The sequence below is a fragment of the bacterium genome, from assembly GCA_029210545.1.
Lineage (GTDB): Bacteria > BMS3Abin14 > BMS3Abin14 > BMS3Abin14 > BMS3Abin14 > JARGFV01.
This window is the reverse complement of the sequence record JARGFV010000122.1, coordinates 1-7,023: the sequence shown is the minus strand read 5'-3', so window position 1 is coordinate 7,023 and position 7,023 is coordinate 1. Positions and strand designations below refer to the sequence as shown.

6 protein-coding genes are annotated in these 7,023 nt (G+C 59.9%); all 6 read left to right on the top strand.

What is annotated here, in order from left to right; genetic code table 11:
• Nucleotides 1-215 precede the first annotated feature (215 nt).
• Nucleotides 216-1,265 carry a phosphate acetyltransferase gene (pta, locus tag P1S46_10665; GenBank protein ID MDF1536940.1) on the top strand — a complete coding sequence of 350 codons (1,050 nt, stop codon included), beginning with the start codon at nt 216-218 and terminating at the stop codon, nt 1,263-1,265.
• Nucleotides 1,266-1,496: 231 nt separating this feature from the next.
• On the top strand, nt 1,497-2,687 hold the full coding sequence (locus P1S46_10660) for a pyridoxal phosphate-dependent aminotransferase (protein ID MDF1536939.1): 1,191 nt from the start codon (nt 1,497-1,499) through the stop codon (nt 2,685-2,687).
• A gap of 84 nt (nt 2,688-2,771) precedes the next feature.
• Nucleotides 2,772-3,575, top strand: a complete 804-nt coding sequence (locus P1S46_10655) for a fumarylacetoacetate hydrolase family protein (protein ID MDF1536938.1) — start codon at nt 2,772-2,774, stop codon at nt 3,573-3,575.
• A gap of 8 nt (nt 3,576-3,583) precedes the next feature.
• On the top strand, nt 3,584-4,579 hold the full coding sequence (gene pdxA, locus P1S46_10650; GenBank protein MDF1536937.1) for a 4-hydroxythreonine-4-phosphate dehydrogenase PdxA: 996 nt from the start codon (nt 3,584-3,586) through the stop codon (nt 4,577-4,579).
• Nucleotides 4,580-4,587: 8 nt separating this feature from the next.
• Nucleotides 4,588-5,733 (top strand): ABC transporter substrate-binding protein, encoded by a 1,146-nt coding sequence (locus P1S46_10645; protein ID MDF1536936.1) that lies wholly within the window; start codon nt 4,588-4,590, stop codon nt 5,731-5,733.
• A gap of 81 nt (nt 5,734-5,814) precedes the next feature.
• Nucleotides 5,815-7,023: nickel-dependent lactate racemase (gene larA, locus P1S46_10640; protein MDF1536935.1), on the top strand; the 1,209-nt coding region annotated here is incomplete at its 3' end.

The window sequence follows — 7,023 nt, the reverse complement described above, 5'->3', positions numbered from 1 at the left end:
TTTCCCTTTCCCCAGGACATTAATGAGCCAGGAAAAGTTCCGCCTGGACTTTTTGCGACTCTATTAGGTATCGGATCCTGGATAATATGCATTCTCTGGAATCTGGAATTGAAACGAGCGGGTGTGAGAAATCGGGATTCACATCCGGGTATTCGTTTCCCGGTTGAACCGATATCAGGAAGCAACTTACGGCCGACAGGCCCGGGGGGGACTGCGTGGGCAATCTGGAAGAGGAACAGCCAACCGGGAGAGCCGTTCGGCTTGGCGACAATATCATCTTTGCCATCAGGGGGAGGGCCCGGGAGGCCGCCGCCAGGATCCTCCTGCCGGAAGGTTCCGATCCACGGGTCCTGGAAGCCGCCGTGATCGCCTCGGGTGAGAAGCTGGCTGCCGTATCGGTCATCGGGGATGAAGAGACGGTTCGTCAAACGGCAGCGGACGCCGGGATCGACCCTGATCTTCTCAAAATCGTCCATCCGGCCCGCCTTGAAGGGGTCGACGGCCTGCGGGAGGCTTACACCCGCCTGCGTTCTGAAAAGGGGGCCTCGCTGGAGGAGGCCCGCAGGGAGTTCGAAAGCCCCATCGTCCTTGCCGGCATGATGGTCAGGGAGGGCAGGGCGGACGGGATCGTCGCCGGAGCCGTCACCACCACCGGCGAAGTGATTCGTTCGGCGTTGCGCATCGTCGGAAAAGCCGAAGGGGTCGAGGTGGTGTCAAGCTGTTTCATCATGGTCATGCCGGTGCCCGATTACGGAGAAAAAGGAGTCTTCATCTTCGCGGACTGCGGCATCGTCCCCGACCCCGGACCATCCCAGCTTGCCCAGATCGCCATCTCTTCCGCCCGAAGCGCCGTGTTTTTCCTCGGGATAGATCCGAGGATAGCCATGCTGTCTTTCTCCACCCACGGCAGCGCAAGGCACGAAAAGGCCGAAAAGGTGAGGGAGGCGACAGCCCTTGTGCGGCAGCGGGCGCCGGAACTTGCCGTTGACGGCGAGGTTCAGATCGACACGGCCATCGTGCCCGATGTGGCCAGACGAAAAGCACCGGAGAGCTCCATCGGCGGAAGAGCCAACGTGCTCATCTTCCCGGATCTCGACTCGGGCAACATCGCCTATAAACTTGTCGAGCGCCTGGCCCACACCAGGGCTATCGGTCCGATCCTGCAGGGGCTGGCGAAGCCGGTCAACGACTTGTCCAGGGGGTGCAGCGCGGATGACATCGTTAACGTTATAGCCATCACTTCGATACAGGCGAGATGGGGTTGAAAAGCTACGTGTGCGCGTAAAGCGTATGTGCGTGGAAGCGTAGAACCAGAAAAAATATCTGGTGCGTACGAAGAATGCGCATAAGTGTATAAATAACTGAAATAGAGAGACGGTACGCGCGTGTTGGTGCTGGGTCTTACGCAATCACCCCCTACGCTCGCACGCACACACGAAAATTCATTAAAACACTGGCCGTTTGATCGGCCCATTACCCGTCAAGGGGGGAGCGAAATGGATCTAGCCAACCGAGTCAAAGGGATCAAGCCGTCACCCACGCTGGCCATCACGGCGAAAGCCAAGCAGATGAAAGCCGATGGTCTGGACGTGGTCGGGTTCGGAGCCGGCGAACCGGATTTCGACACGCCGGACAATATCAAACAGGCTGCCATCAAGGCCCTTAACGAGGGCATGACCAAGTACACTCCTGTTCCGGGAACCCTGGAAGCGAAGGACGCTGTCATCGGCAAGCTCAAGAGGGACCAGGGACTCGAGTACGCCCGCGACGAGATCATCATTTCGTGCGGCGCCAAACACACCCTGTACAATATTTTCCAGGCGCTGGTGCAGGAAGGCGATGAAGTCATCATCCCGTCCCCCTACTGGGTGTCCTATCCCGACCAGGTGATCCTGGCGAGCGCCACCCCGGTGATCCTCGAGACCACCGAGGCCAACGAATTCGTTCCCACCGTCGAAGACCTGAAAAAGGCCATAACCCCCAGGACGAAGGCCCTGGTGATCAACAGCCCGTGCAACCCCACCGGAGCCGCCATTCCGCGTGCCCGTCTCGAGGAGATCGCCGAAGTGGTCCGCGGGAAGAACATCCTGGTCATCAGTGACGAGATCTACGAGAAGGAGGTCTACGACGGATTCAAGTTCTTCAGCATCGCCCAGGTCCCGGGCATGAAGGGGCAGACGATCATCGTCAACGGGCTCTCCAAGGCCTACTCCATGACGGGGTGGCGGATCGGTTATGCCGCGGGACCCAAGGAGATCGTGGCTGCCATGGGCAAGATCCAGAGCCAGAGCACGAGCAACCCGGTTTCGTTCTGCATGCCTGCCACGGAGGAGGCCCTCAAGGGGCCCCAGGATTTTGTCGCCATGATGGTGGGCGAGTTCGATAAAAGGCGCCGTTACATCGTCGAGAGGCTCAACGCAATGAACGGTGTGTCCTGTTTCACACCCAAGGGCGCCTTTTATGTGTTCCCCAACTTTTCGGAGCTTTACGGGCGCTCCTTCAAGGGGAAACGCATCGAAAACTCCACCGATTTCGCTGACTACCTCCTGGGCGAAGCCAAGGTCGCCGTCGTGCCCGGCATTGCCTTCGGAGCAGACGACTTCGCCAGGCTCTCTTACGCCACGAGCATGAAGAACATCGAGAAAGGGCTGGACAGAATAGAAGCAGCGATCGCTGATCTGGATTAATATGCGATTGCTGCAGTTAACAGTTTACGGTTCACAGTGAGTCCATCAACTGTAAACCGTATACCGTAAACCGGAAACTTTACTATGCGCCTGTTACGTTTTTTGCCGCCGTTGGGCTACGACAGCATCGGGAATCATGCACCCGACGGTGAGCCGCTCTGGGGTCTCGTCGAGGGTGAGTGGGTCGTGTGTCTTGATTCACCGCCCTTCGACGGACTGCCTGTTCCCGGAAAGGCCAGGTATCCGCTCCGTGAAGTCCGGATCGCCGCCCCGGTTCAACCGGGAAAGATCGTTGCCGTCGGGATGAACTATGAGGGGCACATCCGTGAAATGGGCCACGATATTCCTTCCGAGCCGCTCATCTTCCTCAAGGCCCCGAGTGCGGTCATCGCCCCGGAAGACCGGATCGTGCTTCCGCCTGAATCGAACCGCGTCGACTTCGAAGGAGAACTCGCGGTGGTCATAGGGCGCCGCTGCAGAAGGGTCCACAGGGATGCCGCGGACCAATATATCCTCGGATACACGATCATCAACGACGTGACCGCCCGGGACCTGCAGCGTAAGGACGTCCAGTTTTCAAGGGGCAAGAGCTTTGACACCTTCTGCCCCATGGGACCATGGATCGAGACGGAACTTGATCCCGGAGATGTCCGCATTACCACCGTGGTCAACTCCGAGGTCCGTCAGGACGATCAGACCTCTACAATGCTCTTTAACCCCGCCATCCTTGTGGAGTTCATCACCTCGGTCATGACCCTCATGCCGGGGGACGTCATCGCGACAGGGACTCCGGAAGGTGTCGGGGCCTTGTCGGAGGGGGACGAGGTGTCGGTGGCTGTGGACGGGATCGGAGTGCTCACCAACACGGTCATCAAGGAGTCGATGTGAGCCGGGGAATGGCGAATAAAAGGCCGGTCCTGGCCCTCACCATGGGAGACGCAGCCGGAGTGGGGCCGGAGATCATCGCTCTGGCTTTGGAGGAGAAGCCTGTCGGCCGCAGCGTCGTTGTCGTAGGGGACATCGAGCGGCTTCGGGCAGGCGCCGAAAAAGCCAGGAGTTCCACCAGGTACAAGGTTGTTGAAAGCATCGAGAAGGCTGATGAGATCAGGGACCACGTACCGGTCCTGAACGTACCCCTCGGCGATGAAACGATCCCCTTCGGCCGGTTGAGCGCTGTGAGCGGCGAGTGCGCTTACCAGTGTCTTGTAAAGGCCATCGATCTTTCCATGGAGGGAAAGATCGACGCCATCGTCACCGCCCCCATCAACAAGGAGGCGATCCATCTGGCCGGGCACGACTTTCCCGGGCACACGGAGGTCCTGGCTTATCGCACCGGGGCACAGGACACGGTGATGATGCTCGTCGCCGGTCCCATGAGAGCCCTGCACGTGACCACCCACATCCCCGTCGCCATGGTTCCGTCCCGGGTTACCATCGAGCGGATCGTGAGGGTGCTGGAACTCGGGGACGCCGCGTTAAAAAAAATGGGTCTGAAAACGCCCTCCTTTGCCGTCGCGGGTCTTAACCCCCACGCCGGGGAAAGCGGCATCTTCGGGGCCGAGGAGAAAGAGATCATCATTCCTGCTATCCGGACGGCCAGGGAAATGGGGATTCGCGTCGAAGGCCCCATACCGCCGGATGTCGTGTTCCTGAAGATGCACCGGGGCAAGTATGACGCGGTGATCGCCATGTACCATGACCAGGGCCACATCCCGCTTAAGCTTCTCGCTTTCGAATCGGGGGTCAATGTGACCCTGGGCCTGCCAATTATCAGGACTTCCGTGGACCACGGGACGGCTTTCGATATTGCCGGTAAAGGTCTGGCCGACCCCGGGAGCCTGACAGAGGCCCTCCGGCTTGCCTCTTCCATGGCCGGCACCCGGACCAGGTGACAAACCTCATGAAACATCTCCTCCGATCGCCGGTCCTTTTCGCTGCCCTTATGGCCGTGATGGCGGCACCTTGCGTGAGCGGCGCCGAAGAGGTGGTCGTGGGGGTGATCCTGCCTCTGTCGGGTGCCCAGGCGGCGCTGGGACACATGCAGAAAAATTCCATGACCCTCGCCGTGGAAGGGGTGAACAGAAGAGGCGGCATCGACGGTCAGGATCTGAAACTCGACATCAGGGACAGCGGCGGCCGGGTATCCGATATACGGGCCATCATAGACCATTTTGTCAATGACAAGGCTTACCCCCTCGTTCTTGGGGGAGGAAGCTCAAAGGTCATCGACGCCATGGCCGAGCGCTGCCAGTATCGAAACCTGCCCCTTGTGTCCATTACCGGCTCAAATGACGGGATCACCCGGAAAGGGTACAGCTACCTTTTCCGCGTGGCGCCTCCCCGATCCGAGTATCCGGCCGCGGCCCTCGAGTATGCCGCGGCCGTCATCGATCCGAAAAAGGTGGCCCTCTGGCACGAGCCGTCCGACTTTGGATCTAGCATGGCCGACGCCGTGAGGGAGTCGGTCAGGGAAAAAGGGTGGGAGCTGGTGTGGGAAGGATCTTTCGAACCGGGCACCATGAACCTTGAGGAGAGTTTCAAGGCTCTGGAAACGTTAAAACCGGACGCCGTTTTTCTGTGCGCCTTTCCCCCGGATGACACGAGGATCGTTACCGGGTTGACAGGGCGCCTTAAAAGTAAATATGGGCCTTTTAACCTTGTGCCGGCATCCTCTCTTGGCGGATCACTTGCGGCTTGCGGCGAAGGATGCGCCGGGGTCCTGGCGCCGTCGCTGTGGCTGTCCTCCTCCGGTCCGGCCTCCCAGCGGTACAACAATGACTATGTGGAAAGGTTCGGCACGTTACCCGACTACCACGGAGCCCAGGCCTACGCGGCGGTGCTTGTCGCCGTCCAGGCTCTCAGGCACGGGGGCGGCCTGGAAACGGAGGCTCTGAAGGAAACCCTCGGAGCCATGGGGATCTCGACACCATACGGCTACGTTACGTTCCCGGATCGTGGCGGTCACACCAACCAGAACAACCCCCCGAATTACCTCGTCCGGTGGAACGGGGAGGGGTTTGAGAAGGTGTGGCCGAAAGGGCAGTGAACCGTGAACCAGCCTACGCCAAGGCTACGGCTGGCAGGCCGTGAATAGTGAATCCTGAACCGTGAACTGTAAACTTCTCCTATGAACCTTCCCTACGGCACCAGCCACCTCGAATTCCCCGATAAATGGGACGGCAAGGCGCGCCTTGTCGAGCCCGGCCCTTTCCCCGGTCGGATTGACAGTACTGCCGAGGTGATCCGCGCCCTCGAAAATCCGGTGGGATGTCCCCGTCTCGCTGATGTGGCCCGGAAAGGGCAGAAGGTCGCCCTGGTTGTGCCTGACCTTACCCGCAGGGCCGGAGTCAGCGTCTACCTGCCGCCTCTCCTGGACGAACTGGCACGATCGGGTGTGAGGGATGATGACGTCACTATCATCGTTGCCCTGGGGATCCACAGGCCTCTCGACGAGGACGAGCTGGGACAACTTGCGGGAAAGGATATCCGCGGGCGTTATAACGTCGTCAACCACGAGGCGGATAAACACGGCTCCAATCTCCACATGGGGAACACGGTGAGGGGTCTTCCTGTGGAGCTCAACCGTACCGTGGCCGAAGCTGACCGCGTGGTTCTGACAGGTTCCGTCACGTACCACTATTTCGCCGGTTACGGCGGCGGAAGGAAATCGCTTTTGCCCGGGGTGGCTTCCCGGAAGTCCTGCGAAGCCCACCACCGCATGGTCGTGGATTATCGCCGGGGAAAGCTGCAAGGAGAGCTCGGTCCGGGGATCCTGGAGGGAAATCCGGTACACGGGGCCATGCTCGAAGCGTGCCTGATGGCGCCGCCAATTTTCATCCTCAACACAGTGACTGAACCGGGGGGGAGTATTATCGGCGCCGCCGCGGGTGAACTGATACAGGCCCATCTTGACGCCTGTCGCCGCCACGACATTTTCTATCGCAAGGAGATCAAGGAACCTTCCAGGCTGGTTATCGCCAGCGCGGGAGGGCACCCCAGGGACGTCAATTTCGTCCAGGCCCACAAAGGTCTTTATTCGGCCCACCGGACAGTGGCTGCCGACGGGGTGGTGATCCTCGCGGCTCGATGTCCTGAAGGTACCGGAAACCCTGATTTCATACGGTGGTTTGAAAGGTGCCGAACCGAGGAGCAGTGGCTCGACGAGCTGGAAAGAAGATATCAGATCAACGGGCAGACGGCATTTTCCACGTGGCTGCGCGTCAAGGCGGTCCCGACAGTGCTCATCAGCGAGCTTCCGCCGGACCTGGTCAAAATCATGGGGATGATCCCGGCCGGGGACCCTGTTGAGGCTCTCCAACGTGCCGGGGAGATCCTC

Excerpts from the sequence above, each read along its gene's own strand:
- P1S46_10645 (MDF1536936.1), top strand. The coding sequence starts at position 4,588 with ATGAAACATCTCCTCCGATCGCCGGTCCTTTTCGCTGCCCTTATGGCC.
- pdxA (MDF1536937.1), top strand. The coding sequence starts at position 3,584 with ATGGCGAATAAAAGGCCGGTCCTGGCCCTCACCATGGGAGACGCAGCC.
- P1S46_10655 (MDF1536938.1), top strand. The coding sequence starts at position 2,772 with ATGCGCCTGTTACGTTTTTTGCCGCCGTTGGGCTACGACAGCATCGGG.
- P1S46_10660 (MDF1536939.1), top strand. The coding sequence starts at position 1,497 with ATGGATCTAGCCAACCGAGTCAAAGGGATCAAGCCGTCACCCACGCTG.